Below are 25367 nucleotides of genomic sequence, written 5' to 3'. Positions count from 1 at the left end.
GAGGAGACAACCATGAACAATCTGCCCGGACTGAATTTCCAACTCGGCGAAGACATTGATGCCTTGCGCGACGCCGTGCGCGAATTTGCGCAGGCCGAAATCGCGCCGCGCGCTACCGAGATCGACCGCACGGACCAGTTCCCGATGGACCTGTGGCAAAAAATGGGTAGCTTGGGGGTGCTGGGCATCACCGTGGGCGAAGAATATGGTGGCGCCAACATGGGCTACCTGGCGCACATGATTGCCATGGAAGAAATTTCGCGCGCCTCGGCATCCGTGGGCCTGAGCTACGGCGCGCACAGCAACCTGTGCGTGAACCAGATCAAGCGCAACGGCACCGACGCCCAGCGCGCCAAGTATTTGCCCAAGCTCATCAGCGGCGAGCACGTGGGCGCATTGGCCATGAGCGAGCCGGGAGCGGGATCAGACGTGCTGAGCATGAAGCTCAAGGCCGAAGACAAGGGCGGCTACTACCTGCTCAACGGCAACAAGATGTGGATCACCAATGGCCCCGACGCAGACACCCTGGTGGTTTACGCCAAGAGCGAACCCGAGCTGGGTGCGCGCGGCGTCACCGCCTTTTTGATCGAGAAGGGCATGCCGGGTTTCAGCATTGCCCAGAAGCTCGACAAGTTGGGCATGCGCGGCAGCCACACGGGCGAACTGGTGTTCAACAACGTGGAAGTCCCGCTGGCCAATGTGTTGGGCCAGCTCAACGGCGGTGCCAAGGTGCTGATGAGCGGGCTGGACTACGAGCGCGCCGTGTTGACCGGTGGCCCGCTGGGCATCATGCAGGCGGTGATGGACAACGTCATCCCCTACATCCACGACCGCAAGCAGTTTGGCCAGAGCATTGGCGAGTTTCAGTTGATTCAAGGCAAGGTCGCCGACATGTACACCGTGCTGCAGGCCGGGCGTGCGTTTGCCTACACCGTAGCCAAAAACCTCGACTTGCTGGGCATTGAGCACGTTCGCCAGGTTCGGAAGGACTGCGCATCCGTGATTTTGTGGACCGCCGAGAAGGCCACCTGGATGGCGGGCGAAGGCGTGCAGATTTTTGGTGGTAACGGCTACATCAACGAATATCCGCTGGGCCGCCTGTGGCGCGATGCCAAGTTGTATGAGATTGGGGCTGGAACCAGTGAAATCCGCCGTATGCTCATCGGTCGAGAATTGTTCGCTGAAACCATGTAATGAAGTCTGCCGCTGCCCGCCATCTAACCACGTTCCTCCACGGTGCCCTGCGCGGGTTGTTGCGCGCATGGGTGCTGGTGATTCCGCTGGTAGTGGCACTGTCCCTCATCCGGCTCGGGCAACTGGCTTACTTCTGGCCCACCGGCTACCACGTCTCCACCACGGACCTCACCAGCGTGGTGGTGCAGGGCTTTCGATTCGACCTGAAAGTCAGCGCCATTGCGGGCGTTTTGCTGCTGCTGGTGTTGCCCTGGGTGTCGGGCAAGGTGCAGGGCCGCATCGCAACCGCTGTGACTTTTCTGTATGTGATGCTGTCGCTGGTCAACCTGCATTACTTCGGTTTTTACAAGACACCCATTGATTCGCTGGTCTTCGGCCTGGCGGAAGACGACACGGCGGCGGTGCTGCAAACCATCTGGCGGGATTTCCCCGTCATCTGGACGCTGCTGCTGGCGGTTGGTTTGACCGTGGCATCGGTGGCTTTGCACCGGCGTTTGCTGGTTCGCCTCAAGCCCGATGCCGTGCTGCAAACGCGGCACGTGGCGGTCAAGGTTGTGCTGGTGGTGGTGGTTTTCTTTGCGCTGGCCTTTGCCGGCAAGGGCACCATCCGTCAGATGGCCTTGCAGCGCCAGCACCTCACGGTCACCACGTCGCAGTTTTTGAACGACATGGTGCCCAATGGCGTCATCGCGCTCAAGTACGCGTGGGACAGCCGTGGCTTCTCGCAAAACCTGCAAAACCCGCTGGCCGGCCTCAAGGCCATGGGCTTCGATTCGGCACTGGCTGCGGCCGAGGTGCTGGGCATGCCCCATGGGAGCGAGGCCGAAGTCAAGGCGGCACTCACTGCTCACGCAACCTTGCCGGCCGGCACGCCCAAGAAGAATCTGGTGTTCTTTTTGATGGAGTCATTGAGTGCTGAGCCCATGCTCTACCAAAGCCCCCAATTTGACGTGCTGGGTCGTCTGGCTCCCACGCTGGCGGACCCGAGCAGGGCGTGCCATTTCAGTAATTTTGATTCGGCCCAACCCGGCACCCACCCGTCGCTGGAAGCCATTTTGTTTTCCACACCCATTACGCCGCTGACGTTGGGTGACGTAGGGCGCAAACCGATTCCGTGGTCGATTGCCAAAGTCATCAAGGACGCGGGTTACCAGACCCTGTTCGTTACTTCGGCCCGCTCCGGCTGGCGCGACCTGAACCGCGTGCTCAAGGTGCAGGGCTTTGACGAAGTCATTGACGCCAACAACCTGAAAGCCGAGTACCCCGAGGCCACGCTGGGCATTTGGGGCGTGTGGGACAGCTATGTCTTCAGGTACCTGAAAAAACGCCTTGCCGCACAGCCGGTCGATAAACCCATTTTTGTGTTTGTGCTCACCTCCACCAACCACCCTCCCTACGATCTTCCTGCGGATTACAAGCGTGTGCCGCGCGACATGGCGCTGTGGAAGGGGGAAACGAGTTCCGAGACGCTGATGCTCAACCTCGACTCCTACCACTACGCTGCTGATTTGTTAGGTGAATTCGTCCAGTCCGTGCAGAGCGGCCCGCTCAAGAGCAACACGATTGTGGCTGCCACGGGTGACCACAACGTGCGATCCTTTGGCGTTTACGCCGAAGCCAGTCGACGCTACCTCATGCGCCAAGTGCCTTTTCTCATCTGGGGCGAAGGCCTGCAATGCGGCCCGCAGCAGGCGCTGCCCGCCAGCCACCGCGATATGTTCAATACCTTGCTGCCGCTTGCGGGCGTCACCGGGCCGTATATCAACTCGGGACGCAATCTGCTGGAAGCGCCCAAAATAGGCGACCCGCTGAGCGCACCGCGTGCCATGTTTTTCACCGGCGAAGCGCGTAACGCGCAGGGTCTGTGGCTGCTGGGCAATAAGAATTCCTTTGGTTGCAGCGCCGCACCGGGCCCACTTGCCAAACCCGCTTCCGATTGCCAGTTCAATGCACTGGATGACCAGCAAGAGCGCGCCCGCTACGGCCTGCTGGACTGGAATGTCCGCATTTCACTCAAAAAATAAGGTGACCCATGTCCGCCAAGCTCAGTGATCTTTTTGCCCATAACCGTGCCTGGGCCGCACAGATGGAGCGCGAGCGTCCCGGGTTTTTTACGAACCTCAAGGCGCAGCAAAAGCCCCGCTACATGTGGATCGGCTGTTCCGACAGCCGCGTGCCCGCCAACCAGATTACCGGGCTGGAGCCTGGCGAGGTTTTTGTGCACCGCAACGTCGCCAATGTGGTGGTGCATTCCGACCTCAATGCCTTGTCCACCATCCAGTTTGCGGTGGAGCGGCTCAAGGTGGCACACATCATGGTGGTGGGGCATTACGGCTGTTCCGGTGTGCAGGCGGCGTTGGAGGGAGCGCGCATTGGCCTGGCCGACAACTGGCTGCGCCACGTGCAGGACGTGCGTGACCGCCATCGTGACATTCTTGACGTGATCCCCGAGCATGGCCGCGCGGACGCGCTGTGCGAGCTCAATGCCATTGAGCAGGTGGTGAACGTGGCGCTCAGCACGGTGATGCGGGACGCATGGGCCCGTGGCCAGGACGTCACGCTGCATGGCTGGGTGTACGGTTTGCAGGACGGTCTGCTGCAGGACCTGCACATGACGGTGTCGGGCACGGATGACCTCGACGCGCTGTACGGCGAAGCCCTGTCCGGTGTGCGCTTGATGCCGCGGCATGTATAAAAACACACTGTAGCCCACGTCAGCATTGCGCAAGCAGCTATCAATAAAGTAGCAAACATGTTTCCAACGCGTCTTGATTCTTCTGTTGCCTATGACATCGCCAAGGCGATGATGGATGGCTTCAACCGCCACTACCGCCTGTTTCGCACTGAATCGGGCCGCGCCAAGCACCGGTTCGAAACCGCCGACTGGCATGGCCAGCAGCGTGCGCAGCGTGAGCGCATCGAGTTCTATGACCTGCGCGTCAAAGAATGCTCGCGTCGGCTGGAGCGCGAATTCAAGGCCGGCGAACAGAGCATGGACATCTGGCAACAGATCAAGCTGCATTACATCGGGCTGCTGGTCAACCACCACCAGCCAGAGTTGGCGGAAACGTTTTTCAACTCGGTGACCACCAAGATCCTGCACCGCAGTTATTTTCAGAACGATTTCATCTTTGTACGCCCGGCCGTCAGCACGGAATACATCGAGAACGACGATTCTGAAAAGCGTCCCACTTACCGGCCGTACTACCCCAGTCGCGCCACCATGCACGCCATGCTCATGCAGATGATCGGCGACTTTGATCTGCGGGTGCCGTTTGACAACCTGGAGCGCGACTGCACCTGGGTGCAGCAGGCGCTGGAGGCCCGCCTGGGCAACGCGACCGTGCGTGCCAACTTCCAGATTCAGGTGCTCACGGGCCTGTTTTTTCGCAATAAAGGCTGCTACATCGTCGGCAAGATGATCAACGGCTTCAACGAGTTTCCGTTTGCACTGCCGGTGCTGCACACCAAGGTGCCCAAAGACGCCTCCAGCCACACGCCCAGGCTGCTCATCGACGCGGCCCTGTTTGGCGAAGACGACTTGCTGCTGCTGTTCAGCTTTGCGCGCGCTTACTTCATGGTGGATATGGAGATCCCCTCTGCCTACGTGCAGTACTTGCGCAGCATGATGCCGCGCAAACCACGCAATGAAATTTACAACGCGCTGGGCTTGGCCAAGCAGGGCAAGACCCTGTTTTATCGCGACTTCCTGCACCACTTGCGCCACTCCAGCGACCAATTCCGCATTGCGCCGGGTATCAAGGGCATGGTCATGCTGGTGTTTGACTTGCCCAGTTTTCCCTATGTTTTCAAGGTCATCAAGGACTACTACCCGCCGCAAAAAGACACCAGCCGCGAACAGATCAAAGGCAAGTATTTGCTGGTGAAACAGCACGACCGCGTGGGCCGCATGGCCGACACGCTGGAGTACAGCGAGGTGGGCTTTCCGCGCGACCGCTTTGACGACGAGCTGATCGCCGAGATTCAAAAATTCGCACCCAGCCAGCTGGAAATCAGCGACCGCGATGGCGACGGCAAGATTGAAGTCATCATCAAGCACGTCTACATCGAGCGGCGCATGATTCCGCTCAATATTTACCTGCAGGAAGCGTTCGATGCGGGCGGTGCCGATGCCCGTAACCAGAGCCCGGAAGCCGCGCGAGCCCGTGAGCAGATCGAGCGTGGCGTGGTGGAGTACGGCAATGCCATCAAGGACCTTGTGGCGGCCAACATCTTCCCCGGCGATATGCTGTGGAAAAACTTCGGTATCACCCGCCATGGCAAGGTGGTGTTTTACGACTACGACGAAATCGAATACATCACCGACTGCAACTTCCGCAAAGTGCCTACGCCGCGCAACGAAGAGGACGAAATGTCGGGCGAGGTCTGGTACAGCGTGGGTCCCAAAGATGTGTTTCCGGAGACCTTTGGTCCCTTTCTGCTGGGCAATCCGGCCGTACGCGAAGTGTTCATGAAGCACCACGCCGATTTGCTGGATGCGGCTTTCTGGCAGGGCCACAAGGACCGGATTTTGCAAGGCCACGTGCATGACGTGTTCCCCTACGACCGCGAGAAACGCTTTCGCAACTCGGCCTGATGGCACGGGGGGCTGGCGGAGTTTTGGCTTACACTCCTGCCTGCCCGGGGTGCGCAATGGTTGCGCTGAGATGGATTCCAAACCCGCGAACTTGATCTGGTTCATACCAGCGTAAGAAGAGCAGTACCGCCAACGGCCCAGCGCCGTCCGGGCGGTACCCCTTTCGGGTTTGCGTGTTGTGGAATGTGTTTCGTCTTCGGGTTACCAACCGGAGACACCATGAACGCCCCCGACAAGCTAGCCCAATTCATCCGCCTCACCCGCGAACCGCTTCCTTCCTCGCGCAAGATCTACGTGCCCGGCCGCCGTGCCGATATTCAGGTGCCGTTGCGTGAAATCATGCAGAGCAATGGCGAAGCGGTCACGGTGTATGACACCTCTGGCCCCTACACCGACCCCGCGGCCGCCATCGACGTGCGGCAGGGCCTGCCGCTGGTGCGCCAGAGCTGGGTCGAGAGCCGGGGAGATACCGAGCTCTACACCGGTCGTCCGCCGTTTGCGCTGGATGATGGCCTCAAAAATGGTGAAACGGATGCCCTGGCCGCTTTGCGCGCCCAGGCTTCGGGTCTGCAACGCCAGCCCCGGCGCGCAAAAGGTGGCGTGGGTGGCGGCGCCAATGTCTCGCAAATGCATTACGCCCGCAAAGGCATCGTCACGCCCGAGATGGAATATGTGGCCATCCGCGAGAACCAGAACCTGGAGTGGATGGCCCAGTACCTGGGGGACGCAGCGCGCGAAAAGCGCCTGGCCGGCAACAGCTTTGGCGCCAGCATTCCCCGCGTGATGACGCCCGAGTTTGTGCGCGACGAGGTAGCCCGTGGCCGTGCCATCATCCCGGCCAACATCAACCACACCGAGTTGGAGCCCATGGCCATTGGCCGTAACTTTTTGGTGAAGATCAACGCCAACATCGGCAACTCGGCGGTCACATCCAGCATCGAAGAAGAAGTGGAGAAACTGGTCTGGTCCATCCGCTGGGGCGCAGACACGGTCATGGATTTGTCCACCGGCAAGAACATTCACACCACGCGCGACTGGATCGTGCGCAACTCGCCCGTGCCGATTGGCACCGTGCCGATTTACCAGGCGCTGGAGAAGGTGTGCGGCGTGGCCGAAGACCTGACCTGGGAAATCTTCCGCGACACGCTGATCGAACAAGCCGAGCAGGGCGTGGATTACTTCACCGTGCACGCCGGTGTGCGCCTGGCCTTCATTCACCTGACCGCCAACCGCGTGACCGGCATCGTGTCGCGCGGCGGCTCCATCATGGCCAAGTGGTGTATTGCCCACCACAAAGAAAACTTCCTGTACACGCACTTCGATGAGATGACCGAGATCATGAAGGCGTATGACGTGAGCTACTCGCTGGGCGATGGCCTGCGCCCCGGCTCGGGTGCCGATGCGAATGACGAAGCCCAGTTTGCTGAATTGCGCACCCTGGGTGAGTTGACCAAGAAGGCCTGGCAGCAAGACGTGCAGGTCATGATTGAAGGCCCAGGCCACGTGCCCCTGCACATGGTGCAGGCCAATATGACCGAGCAGCTCAAGCACTGCGACGAAGCTCCGTTCTACACCCTGGGCCCACTGACTACCGACATTGCCCCCGGCTACGACCACATCACCAGCGGTATTGGCGCGGCCATGATTGGCTGGTTCGGCACCGCCATGCTGTGCTACGTCACACCCAAGGAACACCTGGGCCTGCCGGACCGCGAAGACGTGAAGGTGGGCATCATCACCTACAAGATCGCCGCCCACGTGGCCGACGTGGCCAAGGGGCACCCAGGGGTGCGGGCACGCGATGACGCGCTCTCCAGAGCCCGCTTTGAATTCCGTTGGATGGACCAGTTCAATCTGTCGCTAGACCCGGACACGGCGCGCAATTTCCACGATGAGACCCTGCCCAAGGACTCGTCTAAGGTGGCGCATTTCTGCTCCATGTGTGGCCCCAAGTTTTGCTCCATGAAGATCACGCAAGAGGTGCGCGAGTACGCCAAAAACCTGGGTGTCACCGACGAGCAAGCCTTGCGCGAGGGCATGCAAACCATGTCGGACACCTTCAAGCGGCAGGGTAGCGAAATCTACATTCCTATCAAGCCCCTGCAGACGACGGCGCCTGCTGACAAGGCCTGACGCACAGTACCCCAACCACAGGAGACAAACGTGCACATTGGAATCGCAGGCGCAGGCCTGCTCGGGCGGCTTCTGGCGCTCAGGCTCAGCGGGGCTGGGCATACGGTTGAGGTGTTTGACCCCGCTGCAGGCCCGGGGCCGAGCAGTGACTCCGGTTCGCAAGCTGCCGGCTGGACAGCGGCCGGCATGCTCAGCCCCGTGGCCGAGCTCGAGTGCGCCGATGCGCGCGTTTTTTCTTGGGGGCTGCGTTCGTGTGCGTTGTGGCCCGCTATCGTTCAGGGGCTGGGTGCGGACGATGGCCCGGTGGCGCTGCGTCTGCAAGGCAGCCTGCTGGTTGCCCACCGCAGCGATGCGGGCGCCGCCCAGCGGGTGGTGGGTTTGCTGCAAGCCAAGGCCGGTGCGCCGTATCAGCCCGAGCCGCTGGACCGCGCACGGCTGGCCGAGCTGGAGCCCGCAGTGAGCGGCCCCAGCCTGAGCTGGTTGCTGCCCTGCGAAGGGCAGATTCACACCGTGCAAGCCATGCAGGCCCTCGCCACGCAGGCCACGCGGCAAGGCACGCAATGGCACTGGCAGACCACGGTGGATGCGGTCGATGCGCGCACGTTGACCGTGCGTTCGTCAAACGATGCCGCCCAGGGCGCGCATGCCCCGCACACCCCCGAAGTGCGCCGTTTCGACCATGTGTTTGATGTGCGCGGCACAGGCGCGCGCCCGCAGTTGCCGGTGCGCGGGGTGCGCGGCGAAGTCTTCTGGTTGCACGCGCCAGGCGTTCAGTTGACGCGTGCCATTCGCCTGATGCACCCACGCCATTCGGTCTACATCGTGCCGCGTCCGGGTGATCTGATCGTGGTGGGCGCCAGCGAAATCGAGAGCGAGGACCGCTCGCCGGTCTCACTGCGCAGCACGCTGGAGCTGCTCAGTGCAGCGCACAGCGTGATTCCTGAGCTGGCCGAGGCCCGCGTGGTGCACTCAGAGTCCAATCTGCGCCCGACCTTGCCCGATAATTTGCCGATTTTGTCGCAAGAGCCCGGCATCACCCGCATCAACGGGCTCTATCGCCATGGCTGGCTGATTGGGCCCGCCATGGTGGAAGACGCGCTGGCACACGGATTTTTATGAACGCTGTGAACCCCATTTCCGTCGGTATTACCGTCATTGTTAACGGCGTAGCGCAACCCACGCCCGCCTGTACCCTGGCAGCGTGGGTGGATGCGCAAGGGCTGCAAGCCAACGCGCTGGCCACTGCCGTCAACGGCCAGTTTGTGTCCCTCACCCAGCGTGCGCAGTGCGTGCTGGCTGATGGCGATGCCATTGTCACGTTTCAACCGATTGAAGGAGGCTAAAGCCGTGGACACCACCAGCAACTGGACGATCGGCGGGCGCACGCTGCAGAGCCGCTTTTTTCTCGGCACGGCAGCCTATCCGTCGCCCGCTGTTTTGCAGCAGGCCATTGCCGCGTCCGGCGCGCAGGTGGTCACCATGGGGCTGCGCCGCCAGCTCGCGCACGGCGCACAAGCCGGTGATTTCTTCCGCATGATCAAGGCCAGCGGCGCGCACCTGCTGCCCAACACCGCAGGTTGCCGCACAGCGCGCGAGGCCATCACCCTGGCCCACATGGCGCGCGAACTGTTTGACACCCCCTGGATCAAGCTGGAGGTGGTGGGCGACGAGCACACCCTGCAGCCCGACCCTTTTGAGCTGGTGGATGCCGCCCGGCAACTCGTCAAAGACGGTTTTGACGTGTTTCCTTATTGCATGGATGACCTGGTCAGCTGCCAGCGTTTGCTGGATGTGGGCTGCACCATCCTCATGCCTTGGGGCGCACCCATTGGCTCCGGCCAAGGCCTGGTCAACCCCGGCGCCCTACGGACCCTGCGCGCACGCCTGCCCGGTGTGCCACTCATCGTGGATGCCGGTATCGGTTCGCCTGCCGACGCGGTTCAAGCCATGGAAATGGGGCTGGACGGCGTGCTGTTGAATTCGGCCGTAGCCCACGCGCTGGACCCGGTGCGCATGGCGCGGGCCTTCAAGCTCGGTATCGAATCCGGTCGTCTGGCGTTTGAAGCGGGCGTCATGTCCAAGCAGGACATGGCTGTTGCCTCCACGCCCGTCGCCGGCCAACCCATATTGTTGTGAGATTGACAATGACCTCCATCGACCCCACTACCGCCGCCCATCCCGACCTGGTTGCCGCCGCAGAGGCCTTGCAAGCGAGCGGCTACTGTGCTGCCGATGCCGCAGTGCTGGCGCATCTGGAAGCGACAGGCCGATTCCCTGACGCTGTCGGCCCCCAGGGCGTCCAGCCGGAACCCGCTCCGTTCCCGGTACTGCAAAACGCCGCGCTCGGCGTGTATGCGGTGGTCGACAGCGCTGAGTGGGTGCGCCGTGTACTGGCAGCAGGCATTCGCACCGTGCAGCTGCGCATCAAGGATCCACAAGAACCCACGCTTGCGGCGCAAATGACCGAGGCGATTGCGCTGGCGCGGGCAACACCGGGCGCACAACTCTTCATCAACGACCACTGGGCACTGGCCTTGCAAATGGGCGCTTACGGCGTGCACGTGGGTCAAGAGGATCTCGACAGCCTGGATGTGGATGCCCTGCGCCAAGCCGGGGTGCGGCTGGGCATCAGTACCCATAGCTACGCGGAGGTGGCACGAGCCGTGGCGCTGCGTCCGTCCTACATCGCCTGCGGCCCTATTTTCGCCACCCAGTCCAAAGACATGCCTTGGATTCCCCAGGGGCTGGACAACCTGCGCTACTGGACGGGCTTACTGCCCGTGCCGGTAGTCGGCATTGCGGGCATCGATGTCAGCAACATGGCGCAAGTGGCCGCCACGGGTGTGGCCGGTGCGGCCGTTATCACGGCGATTACCCGCGCGGCTGACCCGGAGGCTGCGTGCCAGCAGCTGGTGGCCGCGTTTGCGCGTGGGCAAGGGATGCAGAGGACGGCCATGCCTGCACGGGCGCGGCCCACGATTTGACGGCGGTGCTCACTGGAGCGCGTCGAGACGTTGCTGGCGTGGCAGTTCCGCCAGTTGTTTGACGGAATCGTAAAACCGCTGCCAGGCAAGCGCTCCCGTTGCGCCTTGGGATTCGCGCGCAAACAAGGCCTCAAACCCCGCCACCAGGTCATCGTAGGACGCCCTCGCGCCAAAGGACGCATTGTTGGCGTTGGCGACCCACGCGTCGTAGCCGCCAAAGGCCAGGCTTGGCCCACCCGAGTCCGCGGCCCATGCGGTTTTGAGTGCGGCGTATTGGGCGCGAAAATCCTGCATGACCTGCGCCTTGCGGGCTCGTTGGGCTTCGCCCGACGCTGCTGCTTCCGCGGCTTCGCCCTCTTGGTAGAGGGCCTCCAGGGCCCGTCGCGTGGACCGGGTCAAGGCGCGAAACTGGGCGCGCCGGGACTCGATTACCGCAAACTCGGCCTGGGCCTGTCTAGAGGCGTGCTGCGCCATCCAGCGTGCGCTGCCGATGCGCTCCACCGCCGTGGCAAACGATTCGTTAAAGCGTGTGTCGTCTTTGACATACAGCACCTGGTGTGCCAGTTCGTGGAAGACCATGCGGGCCAGTTCGCCCTCGGGGTAGTGGATGAAGGTGTTGAGCAAGGGGTCGCCACCCGCCCAGTTCATCCAGCCCAGGGTGGAGTAGGCCGGCACGCCATAGACGCTCACTTCCAGCCCGTCTGCACGCAGTTGGGTGGCCAGTGCCCGGGCCTCGGTTTCATCGAAATACCCGCGGTAGCCCACGCAACCCGCCACCGGAAAGCACCAGGTCTTGAGCGTGAGCGACCACGGCGGTGCTGCCACCACATTCCACACCACCGCACGCCGCTTCAGGTCGGCATAGCGCCGGTAACTGGCGTTGTCAGGAAGGGCCAGGTCCGTCACTGCAAAGCGCCGAATGCGCTGTGACAGCGCCAGCCGGTCCTGCAGTTGCTGGGGCGTGTGCGGGTCATCGTGCAACTGGTCTATGGACGTGCTCGCACGCATCATTTCCAGGTGCCCGGTGACGGACTGCACGTAGTACCCCAGGTCAGCACAACCCGTCAGGAGCAGAGCAATCAGCGGGGCGCTCAGCAGGCGCAAGACCGCATGCCCGTTGTGGGGAGCAACGGGCGAGGGCACAGAGGGGCAAACAGACAACTTCAACACGTCGACATTCTGATTGAAAATTAAGTGGCCGGACGCAGGAGCCGTTGGACATAGATGCGTCCCTGCGACAGTTTCTGTCACAATTGACGTTTACGTAAACGTCAAGTCCATTTTCGATTCGTTTGTTGACGTCTCAACTCCATTCAAGGAAAAAACCATGTCTGATTCCATTGTGATCGTGGGCGCTGCCCGCACCCCCATGGGGGCTTTTCAAGGCGACTTTTCCAGCCTCGCTGCGCATGACCTGGGTGGCGCAGCCATCAAGGCCGCTGTCGAACGTGCAGGCATCAACCCCGAGTTGGTCACCGAGGTGCTGTTTGGCAACTGCCTGATGGCGGGCCAGGGCCAGGCGCCTGCGCGCCAGGCGGGCTTCAAGGGCGGCCTGCCCAAGAGCGCCGGTGCCGTCACCCTGAGCAAGATGTGTGGCTCGGCCATGCGCGCAGCCATGTTCGCCAACGACATGCTGATTGCCGGCAGCCACGAGGTGCTGGTGGCCGGTGGCATGGAAAGCATGACCAACGCGCCGTATCTGTTGCCCAAGGCGCGCGGCGGTTACCGCATTGGCCACGACCGCATTTTTGACCACATGATGCTCGACGGTCTGGAAGACGCGTACGAGCCCGGCCGCTCCATGGGCACTTTTGGCGAAGACTGCGCTGCCAAGTACCGCTTTACCCGCGAAGAACAAGACAATTTCGCTACAACCAGCGTGCAGCGTGCGCAAGCAGCTATCAAATCAGGAGCGTTTGAGGCTGAAATAACCCCTGTTACGGTCAAAACCCGCAGCGGCGAAACCGTGATCAGCATCGACGAAGGCCCCGGCAAAGCCCGGCTCGACAAGATTGCCACGCTCAAACCCGCGTTCAAGAAAGATGGCACCATCACCGCTGCCAGCAGCTCCAGCATCAACGACGGCGCTGCGGCGCTGGTGATGATGAAGGCCTCTACCGCGGCCAAGCTGGGCTGCAAGCCGCTGGCGCGCATCGTGAGCCATGCTACGCACGCACAAGAGCCCGAGTGGTTTGCCACAGCCCCCGTGGGCGCCACGCAAAAAGCGCTGGCCAAAGCCGGCTGGGCGGTGGGTGATGTGGATTTGTGGGAGGTGAATGAGGCCTTTGCCGTGGTGCCTATGGCGCTGATGAAAGAGCTGGGTATCCCGCACGAGAAAGTCAATGTGAATGGCGGGGCGTGTGCGCTGGGACACCCGATTGGCGCGTCTGGAGCCCGGATCATGGTGACGCTGATGTATGCGTTGCAGGCGCGGGGGCTCAAAAAGGGGCTGGCTACTTTGTGCATTGGCGGGGGAGAAGCTACCGCCGTTGCTATCGAGATGCTATAAGTTTTGTAGCTGCTTGCGCATATTACACGGGGGCTCCAGGCTGATTTTCCTGCCAAAGTGCGGGATGCCGGGCGCCTCATGCTGTCAAAAGCCCAGAAATCGGCGCCCGGCATCCCGCACTTTGGCGAGTTCGCCGTGCAGGTGGTTCACTAGAAAAGGAAAACAGTCATGTTGTTGACGCAGGATCAGGAAATGGTGCGCGACGCGGTACGCGCTTTTGCACAGGCCGAGTTGTGGCCTAACGCTGCCAAGTGGGACAAGGAGCACCACTTTCCCAAAGACGCGCACCAGGGGCTGGCGGCGCTGGGGGCTTACGGCATTTGCGTGCCAGAGGCGTATGGCGGCGCCAATATGGATTACCTGACGCTGGCGCTGGTGCTGGAAGAAATTGCGGCGGGTGATGGCGGCACGAGCACAGTGATTTCGGTCACCAATTGCCCGGTCAACGCCATCTTGATGCGCTATGCCACCGAGGCGCAAAAGCAGCAATGGCTCGTTCCCCTGGCGCAGGGGCAAATGCTGGGTGCGTTTTGCCTGACAGAGCCGCATGTGGGCAGCGATGCTTCGAGCCTGCGCACCACGGCCGTCAAAGAGGGCGACGAGTATGTGATCAACGGCGTCAAGCAGTTCATCACCAGCGGAAAAAACGGCGATGTGGCCATCGTCATTGCCGTGACCGACAAGGGCGCGGGCAAGAAGGGCATGAGCGCCTTCATCGTGCCCACCACGGCACCGGGTTATGTGGTGGCGCGCCTGGAAGACAAGCTGGGCCAGCACAGCAGCGACACCGCGCAGATCAATTTCGACAACTGCCGCATCCCGGCTGAGAACCTGATTGGCAAAGAGGGCGAGGGCTATGGCATCGCTCTGGGCGGGCTGGAAGGCGGTCGCATTGGCATTGCCGCGCAGAGCGTGGGCATGGCCCGCAGCGCGCTGGATGTGGCCATTGCCTACGCCAAAGACCGCCAGAGCTTTGGCACGGCCATTTTCAATCACCAGGCCGTCGGTTTTCGGCTGGCAGACTGCGCCACGCAACTCGAAGCCGCACGCCAGCTCATCTGGCACGCAGCATCTCTAAGGGATGCCGGTCGCCCCTGCCTGAAAGAGGCTGCCATGGCCAAGCTGTTTGCCTCTGAGATGGCCGAGAAGGTGTGCAGCGCCGCCATCCAGACGCTGGGTGGCTACGGCTATGTAAGCGACTTTCCGGTGGAGCGGATTTACCGCGACGTGCGGGTTTGCCAGATTTACGAAGGCACTTCCGACGTGCAGAAGATCATCATTCAGCGGGCGCTGGGCTAACAGCATGGGTAGCCCTGCTGCATTGGCTTTGCCCGACGGCATCACCGTGCTGGAGCGCGGTTGGCTGTCTTCCAACAACATCCTGCTCACCGGCGAGGACACGTGTGCGCTGATCGACAGCGGCTATTGTTCGCACGCGCCGCAAACGCTGGCGCTGGTGGATTCCGCCTTGCAGGGCCGGGCGCTGGATCTGTTGATCAACACCCATCTCCACAGCGACCATTGCGGCGGAAACGCCGCTCTGCAAGACGCATACCCCGCCCTGCGCACCCTGATCCCGCCGGGCCTCTCCCGCCATGTGCAGGCATGGGACCCGCACGCGCTCAGCTACACGCCGACCGGACAGGATTGCCCCCCGTTCGGTTTTGCGGGCGTTCTGCAGCCCGGCACCGAACTTCAGTTGGGTGACCTGCGCTGGCAGGTGCATGCCGCGCCGGGCCACGACCCGCATTCGGTGATTCTGTTTGAGCCTGCCAGCCGCGTGCTGGTGTCGGCGGATGCGCTCTGGGAGCGCGGCTTTGGTGTGGTCTTTCCCGAACTGGACGGTGATGACGCATTTGCCGAAGTGGCCGACACACTGGACCTGATTGAAGCTTTGCAGCCGGCTGTGGTCATCCCCGGCCACGGGGCGCCGTTCTCCGGCGTGGCGCAGTCCATTGCCGTGGCCCGCGCGCGACTGGACGGCTTTGTGGCCAACCCTGCCAAACACCTGCAGTACGCGGCCAAGGTACTGGTCAAGTTCAAGCTGCTCGAAGCCCAGCGCATTGAGCGCGCTGCTTTGGTGGACTGGGCGCAGGGCACCGCGTATTTCGCCTCCATGTTTGGCAAGCACTTTGCGGGCCTGGACTTTTCGCAGGGTGTGGATCTGTTGGTGGCGGACCTGGTGCGTTCGGGTGCCGCCACGGTGCACGGCGACGTGGTGCACAACGCCTGACGAGACTTAGCCCTTCTGCAAATCCAGCACGATAGAGCGCGTGCTGCTGTCTTCCTGGTGTTCTGCGTCCCGGAACCCCAGCATGTGGGCCAGCTCCAGCATGCGGCCGTTCTCGCGCAGCACCGTGGCTACCAGCTGCTGCGTGCCGTGCGCGCGCAAATAGATGATGAGCTTGTCCATGAGCAAGCGACCCAGCCCTCCCCCTTTGAGCTCGGACCGGATGATGACGCCGAACTCGGCACTGATGTTGTCCGGGTCCGCCATGGCGCGCACCACGCCCTGTGTTTGCGGTAACCCATCTGGCCCCGGCGCAATGGCGATGAAGGCCATCTCGCGGGTGTAGTCGATCTGGGTCAGGCGTGCCAGTTCGCTGCGCTCCATGGTGCGGCGGCTGTAGAACACCCGCATACGGATGTCTTCGGGGTCCAGGTGCGAGAGAAACTCGGTGTGCAACTCTTCATCCTCCGGGCGAATGGGGCGCAATTCCAGTGCGCGCCCGTGCCATTCAAGGGTCTCGGCGAGTTCAGCGGGGTAGGGGCGGATGGCAAAATTCAACGCGCCAGCCGGTTGGGTGGCGCTCAGACGGATGCGGGCATCCAGCGCGATGGCCCCTTCATGGTTGACCAGCAGCGGGTTGATGTCCAGTTCGGCCAGTTCGGGCACGTCGGCCAGCAGCTGCGACACGGCCAGCAGCACCGACAGCAGGGCGCCTTCGTCCGCCGCGGGCGTGTCGCGCCAGCCCTTGAGCAGTTTCGCGATGCGGGTGCGGGAGATCAATGCGCGTGCCAGCGGCACGTTCAGTGGCGGCAGGGCCACGGCTCGGTCGGCCATCACTTCCACCGCCGTGCCACCCTGGCCAAACAGAATGATGGGACCAAACACCCGGTCGATGGTGGCACCCACTATCACCTCCTGCACATGCTGGCGACGCACCATGCCTTGCACCGTGAAACCATCCACCACCGCGTCGGGCTTGAGCATTTTTACGCGCGCCAGCATCACGCGGGCCGCCTCACGCACTTCGTCGGCATTGTCCAGGTTCAACGCCACGCCGCCCACATCCGACTTGTGTGAAATCTGCTCCGAGAGAATCTTGATGACGACCGGAAAACCGATGCGCGTTGCTTCGGCGACCGCCAGCTCGGCGTCGGGAGCCACCGTGCAGGTGGCGACCACGGGAATGCGATAGGTATCCAGCACCGCTTTGGCTTGTGGCTCGGTCAGCATCTCCTGGCCATTGGCCAAGGCCTCGCGAACGATCTTCTGGACGGCTTCGCGGTCGGGCGCAATTGCGACCGCCTGTGCCGGCGGCGCTTCGATCAGTTCGGCCTGGTTGCGCGCGTAGTCCTGCAACATGGCAAGTGCCTGCACGGCTTCTTCCGGGGTGTCAAAGCCTGCGATGCCTTTCTCCGTGAAGAGCTGGCGCGCCTCTTCGACCGCATGCCCTCCGAGCCAGCAACTCATCAGGCGCGGTGGCTGGCCCTTGGGCGGTTGAACGGCGGGTGCCAGCGCACGGGCAATATCGGCGCTGGGCACGATGGCGGTCGGTGCATGGATGAACAGAATGGTGCCTGTGGTGCGGTCAGAGGCCAGAATCTCCAGTGCCTTCACATAGCGCTCAACCGGCGCATCGCCAATGATGTCCACCGGGTTGCTGTGCGACCAGTTAGGCGGCAGCACCGCATCCAGCTGCGCGATCGTTTGTGGCGACAGCGTCGCCAGCGTCACGCCTTCCCGCGCCGCCGCGTCGGCCGCCATCACACCGGCGCCGCCCCCATTGGTCAGAATGGTCAGCGCATCGCTCGCGGCCGCCCGGCAGCGCGTGAGCGTCTCGGCGGCCAGAAAGAGTTCCTGCAGGGTGTTCACACGCAACATGCCGGCACGGGCGATCGCCGCGTCATAGACGTCGTCTGATCCGGCCAGCGCGCCCGTATGGGACGCCGCGGCTTTTTGCCCCTGCGCCGAGCGTCCGGCCTTGATCACAATGACCGGCTTGTTGCGGGCCGCGGCGCGCGCGGCCGACATGAATTTGCGTGGGGATTCAACCGACTCGATGTAGAGCAGGATGGCGCGTGTGCGCACATCGGTTGCCAGGTAGTCCAGCAGGTCACCAAAATCGACGTCGATGTGCTCGCCCAGCGATACGAAATGCGAGAACCCGATGTGCTGTGCATCGGCCCAGTCCAGCATGGCGGTGACCAGCGCGCCCGATTGCGACACAAATGCCAAGTCACCCTGCTGGGCACCAATGTGCGCAAAGCTGGCGTTCAGGCCCGCGTGGGGCGACAACAGTCCAATGCAATTGGGGCCGAGCAGGCGCAGAAGATGAGGGCGGGCGGCGTCCAGGGTGGACTGCTTTTGTTCGGCATTCAGACCGGCGCTCAAAATGATGGCTACGCGCGTGCCGCGTTCGGCCAGTTCGCGCACGATGCCCGGCACGGTTTCGGGCGGCGTGCAGATCACCGCCAGCTCGGGCACTTGTGGCAGGTCCGCTACGCGGGCGTAGGTTTTCCGACCGTCGAGTTCGGTGTATTTCGGGTTCACCGGGTACACCGCGCCCGCAAAGGTGCCTGTTGAGAGGTTGCGCCAGACGGTGGCGCCCACGCTGGCGGGGCGCAAGGAGGCGCCGATCACTGCAACGGATGCGGGGTCGAACAGGGAGTCGAGATTGCGTAGGCTCATGGAGGGTGCTCCGCGTGATTGGCTATGCTCCAAGCTTAAGGCGATTTTGTGACAACGCAACGGATGCCAACGACACGCTCTTTGAAAGGACGCACTATGCCCATCACCAAAGGTTTTCGCACCCTCGTGGACGAGGCCATGGCTATTGTCACAACCTACACGGTGGCCGACGTGCAGGCTCGCCTGAATGATGCCTCTGTGCAAATTGTGGACATCCGCGACATTCGCGAGCTGGCCGACGGCACAGTGGTCGGCGCCTACCATGCGCCGCGCGGCATGCTGGAGTTCTGGGTTGATCCCGATTCGCCGTACCACAAGCCGCTGTTTGCCGATGAGTCACGCGAATTCATTCTCTTTTGTGGCGCGGGCTGGCGCAGTGCGCTGGCTGCCAAGGCCTTGCAGGACATGGGCATGACCAATGTGGCCCATATCGACGGCGGTTATGCCGAATGGGTGAAGCAGGGCGCGCCTACCGAGTCGCTGGAGGCGCAAAAGGCACGCCGCAGCACGAAGGGCTGAACGGAGTCAATGGCAATGATCGATACCTTATCAAAAAGCACGTTCCTGGCGGAAACCCATGCGGTAGAGAACCAGCCCCCACCGCTGCAGGACTACAACCTGTACCAGCAAGACGTAGCCCTGCAAGAGGCCGTGCAGCGCGAAGGCGCGGCCTGGGCCGAGCCGGACATCCGGGCATTGGGTGCGCTGACCGGCTCGCGCGAGATGATCGAACTGGGCTTTCAGGCCAATGAAAACAAGCCCGTGCTCTACACGCACAACAACTACGGCCACCGCATTGATGAAGTGCGCTTTCACCCGGCTTACCACCGGTTGATGCAGACCTCGTTGGAGCACGGGTTGCACTCTTCGCACTGGACCGATCCCAAGCCCGGCGCCCACGTGGCGCGGGCGGCCAAGTTCTACTTGCAAAGCCAGGTGGATGCGGCGCACGGCTGCCCTATCACCATGACGTCAGCTGCGATTCCCGCCCTGCTGGAGCAGCCGGACATTGCCGCGCAGTGGGTGTCCAAGATCATGGCCTGCCAGTACGACCCGCGCAGTGTCCCCGTGGACCAGAAGCAGGCCCTCACCATTGGCATGGCGATGACGGAAAAGCAGGGCGGCTCGGATGTGCGGGCCAACACCCTGCGTGCGCACCCGGTGGGCCGTGGCGGCCCCGGGCAAGCCTACGAACTGGTGGGCCACAAGTATTTTGTGTCGGCCCCCATGTGCGATGCCTTCCTGGTGCTGGCGCAGGCGCCGGGCGGTTTGTCCTGCTTTTTGCTGCCGCGCTGGCACCCCGATGGCAGCAAGAACCCGATGCAGATTCAGCGCCTGAAAAACAAGATGGGCAACGTGGCCAACGCCTCGTGCGAAACCGAACTCCGCGGCGCCTATGCCCAGATGGTGGGCGGCGAAGGCAAAGGCGTGGCCACCATTTTGAAGATGGTCAGCATGACGCGCTTCGACTGCATGATTGGTTCTTCCAGCGGCATGCGCCAGGCGGTGGCGCAAGCGCTGCACCACTGCGCCTACCGCTCGGCCTTTGGCAAGCGCCTGTCTGACCAGCCCTTGATGCAAAACGTGCTGGCCGATCTGGTGATTGAACACGAGGCCGCGCTGGCGCTGACCATGCGCATTGCCCGCGCGCTGGACTCCCACAGCGAGTCCGAGAAGCTGCTGGTGCGCATGGGCACCGCCGTGGGTAAATACTGGATTTGCAAGCGCACCCCGGCCCATGCCTATGAGGCCATGGAGTGCATTGGCGGCAGTGGCGTGATGGAGGACTGCATCATGCCCCGGCTGTTCCGCGAATCGCCGGTGAATTCCATCTGGGAAGGCAGTGGCAACGTGCAGTGCCTGGACATGCTGCGTGCCATGGGTCGCAGCCCCGGCTCGGTAGACGCCTACATGGCAGAGGTTCAAGCCGCTGCAGGAGCCGATCGCCGGCTGGACCAGTATGTGGCGCATCTGGGCAGCGAATTGCTGGATCCGTCCGCCATCGAATACCGCGCACGCGGCATCGTAGAGAAGATGGCGCTGGCGCTGCAAGGCGCGCTGCTGGTGCGCCACGGCAACGCAGCGGTGGCCGATGCCTTTTGCGCATCCCGCCTTGGCGGCGACAGCAGTGGCCTGACGTTTGGCAACCTGCCACGCGGCGTGGATTGCGCCGCCATCATCCAGCGCGCGACGCCGGTGGTGCATTGAGCACGTTGGCGGGTGACAGCCTGTGCCCCTGCGGGCGATTGAATGCGGCATCGCGCCCCCTTCGCTTTGCCCAGTGTTGTGGCCAGTGGCTGGAAACCGATGCCCCGGCGCCAGATGCAGAAGCGCTTATGCGATCACGTTACAGCGCGTTTGTGCTGGAGCGCGGCGCGTACCTGCTGAAAACCTGGCACGCCAACACGCGTCCGCCAGAGATTGCGTTTGATCCGCAGGTGAAGTGGCTGGGGCTGGAGGTGCGCACACACCGTGTGCTGGATGCTGACCACGCTGAAGTGGAGTTTGTGGCCCGCCAGCGTGAACCCGGTGGGCGCGCCGTGCGTCTGCATGAACTCAGCCGCTTTGTGCGGGAGGGCGTTTGCTGGTTGTATGTGGATGGGGCGCAACTCTAATGACCGTTGCGACGGCTGCATAACGTCCATTGTGGGCCTACCACTGTTCAGTGCAAGCTGTTGCAGATGCAGCAAAGGAAGCCTTTGCATTCTGTCCGGTGGCTTGTGCGCTTCGCGACGGTGAGCGTGATCGGATGGGTGGTTGCACTCATGGCAGCGTCGGCAATCGCAGCCGATGGTGTGTCAACCGAAGCCGGGCCAGAGGGTCCCGCGCAGACGGCCCACGCCCCGAGCAATGGGAAGCCCGGCCCCGTGATTGTTGCTATTTCAGGGCATACCGGTCGAGTCTCGTATCAGTCCTATGCCGCTGACCTGGCCCAGCTTGGCTACTACACGGTCCTGCCAATTTGAGCAAGGTCATCGACAGGGCGCAGCATGCGCCGAACGCGGTCCAAGGCAGGGTGGCGGTGATCGGATTTTCGCAGGGCGGAGGTGGCGCCCTCTATAGTGCTGCGAACATGCCGGACACTGTTTCCATGGTGGTGGCTTATTACCCGTACACCCGCACCTGGGCGAACAACATCAACGCGCTGGTCAAACGCTTCCAAGTTCCGGTGCTGGTCATGGCCGGTCAACGCGATCGGTATAACGATTGCTGTGTGATCGAGTCCATGCATGCCATGGAGGCAGCGGCCAAGGCCAACAGCGCACCATTCGAACTCGTGGTGTACCCCGATGCCAACCATGGATTCAACCTCGAGTCGGGCGCTCTGGGCGAACCAATGCGCGCCTACCGCCACCCTCTTTATTTTTAATAATCAGCCAATCGCTAGCGGGAGCGGGTCGCTTGCTTCGCCAGCTCATCTTGTGCACAGTGCGCCGTACATCAAGTACCCGGCCGGATATCGGGCGCCGGTGTCGTGGGCACGCCCTGATCAAGGGCCGCCTGGTGCTGAATGGCCAAGGCCCGATGAAAGGCGGGGCGCTGTTGCAGACGTGCCCAGTAGGCGGCCACCGTGGTGCTGAATTGTGCGGATAGCCCCAAGTGCTCTGCCAGCATCAGCGCATAACCCACCGCTACATCTGCGGCGGTAAAGCGTCCTGCGCATAAATAATCTTGCTGCTGCAAGGCCGCGTCCACCGCGCGCAGCCGCGCCAGAAACCAGCGGCTGTAGTCCTCGGCTACCTGTGGCTGCAGGCGGGCAGGGGATTCAAAGTGGGTGTAACGCAGCACCAGCGTTTGCGGAAAGGTGAGCGTGGCGTCGCTCATGTGCAGCCAGTTCAGGTAGGCGCCGTAGGCGGCGTCATTGACTGCCACGTCCAGCGATCCGTGGGGCGTTCCATGCGCCGTGCCGGGGCTGTGTCGCGCTGCCAGGTACTGGCACATGGCCGCCGACTCGGTCATGCGGGTGTCGCCTTCCACCAGCAGCGGCACCGTGCCCATGGGGTTGTCCTGCAAAAACTCCCGTGCCAGCGCGCGGGGCGGAAACGGCAGCATTTTCAGCTGGTAGGGCAAGCCCATTTCTTCCAGCACCCACAGAGGGCGGAATGAGCGGGCGCTGACGCAGTGGTAGAGGGTGATCATGGGCACATCCTGGGTAAATCGTGGGTCGGTCATGCAATCGGTATGGACTGTTTGCGAAACTCGGCGGGCGACAGTCCGGTCCAACCCTTGAAGGCACGGATAAAGCTTTTCTCATTTTGAAAGCCAGCCGCTTCGGCCACCTGTTTGATGGGGCGCTCGGTGCGGTGCAGCAGCTCAATCGCGCGGGCCTGGCGCACCTCGTCTTTCAGCCCCTGCAGCGTGGCGCCTTCTTCTTTCAGCTGGCGGTGCAGGGTGCGCGGCGACACGTGCAAAAGCGTGGCCAGTGCCTCGGCACTGTGGGTTTGCTGCGCGTGGCTGGACAGCGTCTGGCGCACTCGCTGCACCAGCAAGCGGTCGCGCCGGTACTGCAGCACGGTCAGCGGCAGCGCGTGTTGCAGCATTTGCTGCAGGGCCTTTTCATCGCGCCGCAGTGGCAGGCTCAGGTAGCGCGCATCAAAGTGGATAGCGGCCGGGCCGCTGTCGAAGCTGGTCGGGCCAGAAAACAAGACTGCGTAGGCGCTCGCATGTGCTGGCGCTGCAAACGGAAATTGCGCCCCCTGCAACGCAATGCGCGAATCCACCAGCCAGCAGGCCAGGCCGTGGATGTTGCGCAGCACGGACACCAGACAGAACTCGCGCTGAGGTGCTGGAAGGCTGTGCGGCAGGGGATTCTGCGCAGGTAAAGGAGGAGCCCGCAGAGCGGGCGGGGGACATGGAGCAGAATCCCCTGCCGCACAGCCTTCCCGTGCTGCAACGTGCTCGGTAATTCGGATCGTCGCTACGTCGCCCACCACCCTCAACTCCAGCGCAATATCGGGCGCAATCAGCCCATGGTGGCGGCACCAGCGGGCCAGCGCCACCCGCAGGGTGGGCGCGCTGATGGAGGCGCGCGCCAGCATGCCGTAGCTGCCCCAAGGCAGGCGGCGGCTGAACCAGCCCAGGGCTTCGTCGTCGAGCTCCTGCATGGCGGTGCCCGAAAACTGCTCCATTTGCCAGGCGGTGATGCGGGCGCCATTCTGCTGGATCCGTTCTGGCGCAATCTGTGCCTGCTGCAGGGCCTTTGCAGGGTCTATCCCGTAACGCGCGTAGGCGGCAACAATGGCCTGTACAAAGGCCATGGGGGTTGCTGCAATCGGTGCGGTGGTCGCCATGGGACAAGTGTGCCGTAGTTTTCTGTCTTGTGGCACGATTTGCAACCTTTGTGGCCTGTGTGTTCGGCCCCATCCGGTTGAAAATGCAGCTTGTCCTGAAACCCACCACCGGAAGCACCCATGTCCATTCTGGAGACCCAACTCAACGCCCGCTCTGCGGATTTTGTGGCCAATGCCAACGCCATGCGAGCCTTGGTCGCTGATTTGAACGCGCAAAGCGACAAAGCGGCTCTGGGCGGTGGCGAGGTCGCCCGTACCCGGCACACGGGGCGCGGCAAGTTGTTGCCACGGGACCGGGTGCACATGCTGCTGGACGCCGGCACGCCGTTTCTGGAGCTCTCGCCGCTGGCCGCGCTGGGCATGTACCCGGACCGCGACGGCACCGACAGCGCCCCCTGCGCCGGCGTGATTGCCGGAATTGGCCGTGTGAGCGGTGTGGACTGCATGATTGTGTGCAACGACGCCACGGTGAAGGGCGGAACCTACTACCCCGTGACCGTCAAAAAGCATTTGCGCGCGCAAGAGATTGCCCAGCAAAACCACCTGCCCTGCATCTACCTGGTGGATTCGGGCGGTGCCAACCTGCCGAATCAGGACGAGGTGTTCCCGGACCGCGACCACTTTGGCCGCATCTTTTTCAACCAGGCGAACATGAGCGCCGAGGGCATTGCCCAGATCGCAGTCGTCATGGGTTCGTGCACGGCGGGCGGTGCCTATGTGCCCGCAATGAGTGACGAGACCATCATCGTCAAGAATCAAGGCACCATCTTTTTGGGCGGCCCACCGCTGGTGAAAGCCGCCACGGGCGAAGTGGTGACGGCCGAAGACCTGGGCGGTGGCGACGTGCACACCCGCCTTTCGGGCGTGGCCGACCATCTGGCGCAAAACGACCTGCACGCGCTCTCCCTGGCACGCAGTGCCGTCGCACATTTGAATCAAAAGAAGCCTCTGGCCCCCGCGTTACTTGCGCCAGTAGCTCCTAAATTTGTAGCAGAAGAGTTGTACGGTGTGATCCCCACCGACACGCGCAAACCGTTTGATGTGCGCGAAATCATTGCCCGCATCGTCGATGGCTCGGAGCTGCACGAGTTCAAGCCCCGCTTTGGCACCACGCTGGTCACCGGCTTTGCGCATATTGAAGGTATGCCGGTGGGCATCATCGCCAATAACGGTATTCTGTTCAGCGAGTCGGCCCTGAAGGGCGCGCACTTTATCGAACTCTGCTGCCAGCGCAAGATTCCGCTGATCTTCCTGCAGAACATCACCGGCTTCATGGTGGGTCGCAAATACGAGAACGAGGGCATCGCCCGCAACGGCGCCAAGATGGTCACGGCCGTGGCGACCGCCAATGTGCCCAAGTTCACCATCATCATCGGCGGCAGCTTTGGCGCTGGCAACTACGGCATGTGTGGCCGCGCTTACAGCCCGCGCTTCCTGTGGATGTGGCCCAACGCGCGCATCAGCGTCATGGGCGGCGAGCAGGCGGCCAGTGTGCTGGCCACGGTGCGCCGCGATGGCCTGGAAGCCAAAGGCGGCAGCATGAGCCTGGAGGAAGAAGAAGCCTTCAAAGCCCCGATTCGCCAGCAGTACGAAGTGCAAGGCCACCCCTACTACGCCACCGCACGGCTGTGGGACGACGGCATCATCGACCCGGCTGATACGCGCCGCGTGCTGGCGCTGGGCCTCTCGGCCACGCTCAATGCGCCCATTCCCGATGCCAAGTTCAGCATGTTCCGCATGTAAA

General features: G+C 62.6%; 22 protein-coding genes and 1 riboswitch. Of the genes, 18 read left to right on the top strand and 4 right to left on the bottom strand.

From position 1 onward, the window contains the following. The first annotated feature begins 12 nt into the window (after positions 1–12). The 9 genes from AC097W_RS18780 to thiE all read left to right on the top strand — a co-directional run bounded on the left by AC097W_RS18780 (position 13) and on the right by thiE (position 10908). Positions 13–1194, top strand: coding sequence for an isovaleryl-CoA dehydrogenase (locus AC097W_RS18780; protein ID WP_479604154.1), 1182 nt, complete (start codon positions 13–15; stop codon positions 1192–1194). Then, entirely contained in the window at positions 1194–3218 is a 2025-nt protein-coding gene (locus AC097W_RS18775) for an LTA synthase family protein (RefSeq protein WP_479604153.1), read from the top strand. Before AC097W_RS18780 ends, AC097W_RS18775 begins: the two co-directional genes overlap by 1 nt. 8 nt (positions 3219–3226) lie before the next feature. Then, positions 3227–3889, top strand: a complete 663-nt coding sequence (can, locus tag AC097W_RS18770; protein ID WP_479604152.1) for a carbonate dehydratase — start codon at positions 3227–3229, stop codon at positions 3887–3889. 57 nt (positions 3890–3946) lie between these two features. Next, positions 3947–5791, top strand: a complete 1845-nt coding sequence (gene aceK, locus AC097W_RS18765; RefSeq protein ID WP_479604151.1) for a bifunctional isocitrate dehydrogenase kinase/phosphatase — start codon at positions 3947–3949, stop codon at positions 5789–5791. A gap of 35 nt (positions 5792–5826) precedes the next feature. After that, a riboswitch (TPP riboswitch) is annotated at positions 5827–5927 on the top strand. Positions 5928–6010: 83 nt separating this feature from the next. Continuing rightward, on the top strand, positions 6011–7924 hold the full coding sequence (gene thiC / locus AC097W_RS18760; protein WP_479604150.1) for a phosphomethylpyrimidine synthase ThiC: 1914 nt from the start codon (positions 6011–6013) through the stop codon (positions 7922–7924). Positions 7925–7954: 30 nt separating this feature from the next. Next, positions 7955–9043, top strand: coding sequence for an FAD-dependent oxidoreductase (locus AC097W_RS18755; protein WP_479604149.1), 1089 nt, complete (start codon positions 7955–7957; stop codon positions 9041–9043). Further along, complete coding sequence (gene thiS, locus AC097W_RS18750; RefSeq protein ID WP_479604148.1) at positions 9040–9267, top strand: sulfur carrier protein ThiS; 228 nt, start codon at positions 9040–9042, stop codon at positions 9265–9267. The genes AC097W_RS18755 and thiS overlap by 4 nt, the downstream gene beginning before the upstream one ends. 4 nt (positions 9268–9271) lie before the next feature. Continuing rightward, positions 9272–10060, top strand: coding sequence for a thiazole synthase (locus tag AC097W_RS18745; RefSeq protein ID WP_479604147.1), 789 nt, complete (start codon positions 9272–9274; stop codon positions 10058–10060). An 8-nt stretch (positions 10061–10068) separates the two neighbouring features. After that, on the top strand, positions 10069–10908 hold the full coding sequence (gene thiE, locus AC097W_RS18740) for a thiamine phosphate synthase (RefSeq protein WP_479604146.1): 840 nt from the start codon (positions 10069–10071) through the stop codon (positions 10906–10908). Positions 10909–10917: 9 nt separating this feature from the next. Here thiE and AC097W_RS18735 read toward each other — a convergent pair whose 3' ends face one another. Beyond that, positions 10918–12012 carry an aminopeptidase gene (locus AC097W_RS18735; protein ID WP_479604173.1) on the bottom strand — a complete coding sequence of 365 codons (1095 nt, stop codon included), beginning with the start codon at positions 12010–12012 and terminating at the stop codon, positions 10918–10920. Between the two features lie 223 nt (positions 12013–12235). On the opposite strand from AC097W_RS18735, the gene AC097W_RS18730 reads away from it, so the two are divergent. The 3 genes from AC097W_RS18730 to AC097W_RS18720 all read left to right on the top strand — a co-directional run bounded on the left by AC097W_RS18730 (position 12236) and on the right by AC097W_RS18720 (position 15650). Further along, a complete protein-coding gene (locus tag AC097W_RS18730; protein ID WP_479604145.1) occupies positions 12236–13417 on the top strand; it encodes an acetyl-CoA C-acyltransferase in 1182 nt (393 codons plus the stop codon). Positions 13418–13585: 168 nt separating this feature from the next. Continuing rightward, positions 13586–14716, top strand: a complete 1131-nt coding sequence (locus AC097W_RS18725) for an acyl-CoA dehydrogenase family protein (RefSeq protein ID WP_479604144.1) — start codon at positions 13586–13588, stop codon at positions 14714–14716. 4 nt (positions 14717–14720) lie between these two features. After that, positions 14721–15650 (top strand): MBL fold metallo-hydrolase, encoded by a 930-nt coding sequence (locus tag AC097W_RS18720; RefSeq protein ID WP_479604143.1) that lies wholly within the window; start codon positions 14721–14723, stop codon positions 15648–15650. A gap of 6 nt (positions 15651–15656) precedes the next feature. On the opposite strand, the gene AC097W_RS18715 is transcribed toward AC097W_RS18720, so the two are convergent. Then, on the bottom strand, positions 15657–18332 hold the full coding sequence (locus AC097W_RS18715) for a bifunctional acetate--CoA ligase family protein/GNAT family N-acetyltransferase (RefSeq protein WP_479604142.1): 2676 nt from the start codon (positions 18330–18332) through the stop codon (positions 15657–15659). 96 nt (positions 18333–18428) lie between these two features. Here AC097W_RS18715 and AC097W_RS18710 point away from each other — a divergent pair, with 96 nt between their 5' ends. From AC097W_RS18710 to AC097W_RS18690, 5 genes are all read left to right on the top strand, one after another. Beyond that, on the top strand, positions 18429–18851 hold the full coding sequence (locus AC097W_RS18710) for a rhodanese-like domain-containing protein (protein WP_479604141.1): 423 nt from the start codon (positions 18429–18431) through the stop codon (positions 18849–18851). A gap of 9 nt (positions 18852–18860) precedes the next feature. After that, positions 18861–20540: an acyl-CoA dehydrogenase family protein gene (locus AC097W_RS18705; protein ID WP_479604140.1), complete on the top strand. Its 1680-nt coding sequence runs from the start codon at positions 18861–18863 to the stop codon at positions 20538–20540. Further along, a complete protein-coding gene (locus tag AC097W_RS18700; RefSeq protein WP_479604139.1) occupies positions 20537–20947 on the top strand; it encodes a YchJ family protein in 411 nt (136 codons plus the stop codon). Before AC097W_RS18705 ends, AC097W_RS18700 begins: the two co-directional genes overlap by 4 nt. Positions 20948–21097: 150 nt before the next feature. Further along, positions 21098–21298 carry a hypothetical protein gene (locus AC097W_RS18695; protein ID WP_479604138.1) on the top strand — a complete coding sequence of 67 codons (201 nt, stop codon included), beginning with the start codon at positions 21098–21100 and terminating at the stop codon, positions 21296–21298. Continuing rightward, positions 21295–21702, top strand: coding sequence for a dienelactone hydrolase family protein (locus AC097W_RS18690; protein WP_479604137.1), 408 nt, complete (start codon positions 21295–21297; stop codon positions 21700–21702). Before AC097W_RS18695 ends, AC097W_RS18690 begins: the two co-directional genes overlap by 4 nt. 71 nt (positions 21703–21773) lie before the next feature. Here AC097W_RS18690 and AC097W_RS18685 read toward each other — a convergent pair whose 3' ends face one another. Next, positions 21774–22472, bottom strand: a complete 699-nt coding sequence (locus AC097W_RS18685; RefSeq protein ID WP_479604172.1) for a glutathione S-transferase family protein — start codon at positions 22470–22472, stop codon at positions 21774–21776. A gap of 29 nt (positions 22473–22501) precedes the next feature. After that, on the bottom strand, positions 22502–23623 hold the full coding sequence (locus tag AC097W_RS18680) for an AraC family transcriptional regulator (protein WP_479604136.1): 1122 nt from the start codon (positions 23621–23623) through the stop codon (positions 22502–22504). 120 nt (positions 23624–23743) lie between these two features. Between AC097W_RS18680 and AC097W_RS18675 the strand changes: the two genes are divergently transcribed. Next, entirely contained in the window at positions 23744–25366 is a 1623-nt protein-coding gene (locus tag AC097W_RS18675) for a carboxyl transferase domain-containing protein (protein ID WP_479604135.1), read from the top strand. The last annotated feature ends 1 nt before the right edge of the window (position 25367 follow it).

The organism is Rhodoferax sp. GT1R46, from assembly GCF_056521285.1.
The sequence above is the reverse complement of the archived record's forward strand: the minus strand, read 5'-3'. Positions and strand labels throughout refer to the sequence as shown.

Bases quoted from the DNA above. Each gene is read 5' to 3' on its own strand.
- AC097W_RS18775 (WP_479604153.1), top strand. From the start codon at position 1,194: ATGAAGTCTGCCGCTGCCCGCCATCTAACCACGTTCCTCCACGGTGCC.
- AC097W_RS18730 (WP_479604145.1), top strand. From the start codon at position 12,236: ATGTCTGATTCCATTGTGATCGTGGGCGCTGCCCGCACCCCCATGGGG.
- AC097W_RS18685 (WP_479604172.1), bottom strand. From the start codon at position 22,472: ATGATCACCCTCTACCACTGCGTCAGCGCCCGCTCATTCCGCCCTCTG.
- AC097W_RS18715 (WP_479604142.1), bottom strand. From the start codon at position 18,332: ATGAGCCTACGCAATCTCGACTCCCTGTTCGACCCCGCATCCGTTGCA.
- thiS (WP_479604148.1), top strand. From the start codon at position 9,040: ATGAACGCTGTGAACCCCATTTCCGTCGGTATTACCGTCATTGTTAAC.
- AC097W_RS18720 (WP_479604143.1), top strand. From the start codon at position 14,721: ATGGGTAGCCCTGCTGCATTGGCTTTGCCCGACGGCATCACCGTGCTG.
- AC097W_RS18680 (WP_479604136.1), bottom strand. From the start codon at position 23,623: ATGGCGACCACCGCACCGATTGCAGCAACCCCCATGGCCTTTGTACAG.
- aceK (WP_479604151.1), top strand. From the start codon at position 3,947: ATGTTTCCAACGCGTCTTGATTCTTCTGTTGCCTATGACATCGCCAAG.
- AC097W_RS18675 (WP_479604135.1), top strand. From the start codon at position 23,744: ATGTCCATTCTGGAGACCCAACTCAACGCCCGCTCTGCGGATTTTGTG.
- can (WP_479604152.1), top strand. From the start codon at position 3,227: ATGTCCGCCAAGCTCAGTGATCTTTTTGCCCATAACCGTGCCTGGGCC.
- AC097W_RS18780 (WP_479604154.1), top strand. From the start codon at position 13: ATGAACAATCTGCCCGGACTGAATTTCCAACTCGGCGAAGACATTGAT.
- thiE (WP_479604146.1), top strand. From the start codon at position 10,069: ATGACCTCCATCGACCCCACTACCGCCGCCCATCCCGACCTGGTTGCC.
- AC097W_RS18695 (WP_479604138.1), top strand. From the start codon at position 21,098: ATGGCAGCGTCGGCAATCGCAGCCGATGGTGTGTCAACCGAAGCCGGG.
- AC097W_RS18725 (WP_479604144.1), top strand. From the start codon at position 13,586: ATGTTGTTGACGCAGGATCAGGAAATGGTGCGCGACGCGGTACGCGCT.
- thiC (WP_479604150.1), top strand. From the start codon at position 6,011: ATGAACGCCCCCGACAAGCTAGCCCAATTCATCCGCCTCACCCGCGAA.
- AC097W_RS18710 (WP_479604141.1), top strand. From the start codon at position 18,429: ATGCCCATCACCAAAGGTTTTCGCACCCTCGTGGACGAGGCCATGGCT.
- AC097W_RS18705 (WP_479604140.1), top strand. From the start codon at position 18,861: ATGGCAATGATCGATACCTTATCAAAAAGCACGTTCCTGGCGGAAACC.